Raw genomic sequence first — 523 nt, 5'->3', positions numbered from 1 at the left:
GGGTACTTTTCATCTTTCCCTCACGGTACTAGTCCGCTATCGGTCTTCAGGAAGTATTTAGGCTTACCGGGTGGTCCCGGCAGATTCACAGCAAATTCCACGAGCTCGCTGCTACTCGGGAACACCACCAAGATTCACTAACATGTGTTTTCGCGTACGGGACTCTCACCCACTCCGGTCGCCCATCCCAAGGCGTTCCACTAACACACGCGTAAACCCGGAAGACTGTCAGATCTTCCAAGGCGGGTCCCACAACACCACACACACAACGCCTGACAGCTTGACATGTGCATGGTTTAGCCTCTTCCGCTTTCGCTCGCCACTACTCACGGAATCACGGTTGTTTTCTCTTCCTACGGGTACTGAGATGTTTCACTTCCCCGCGTTCCCTCCACGCACCCTATATATTCAGATGCGGGTAACACCACATAACTGGTGCTGGGTTTCCCCATTCGGAAATCCTCGGATCACAGCTCGGTTGACAGCTCCCCGAGGCATATCGCAGCCTCCCACGTCCTTCATC

At 54.1% G+C, this 523-nt stretch carries 1 rRNA gene; it reads right to left on the bottom strand.

The window, feature by feature from the left end:
* Positions 1-523, bottom strand: a 23S ribosomal RNA gene (locus ACLJPX_RS44265); the annotation flags it as partial.

Source organism: Amycolatopsis sp. lyj-90, from assembly GCF_046549035.1.
In the GTDB taxonomy this organism is placed as follows: Bacteria; Actinomycetota; Actinomycetes; order Mycobacteriales; family Pseudonocardiaceae; genus Amycolatopsis.
This window is presented reverse-complemented; position numbering and strand designations above follow the sequence as displayed.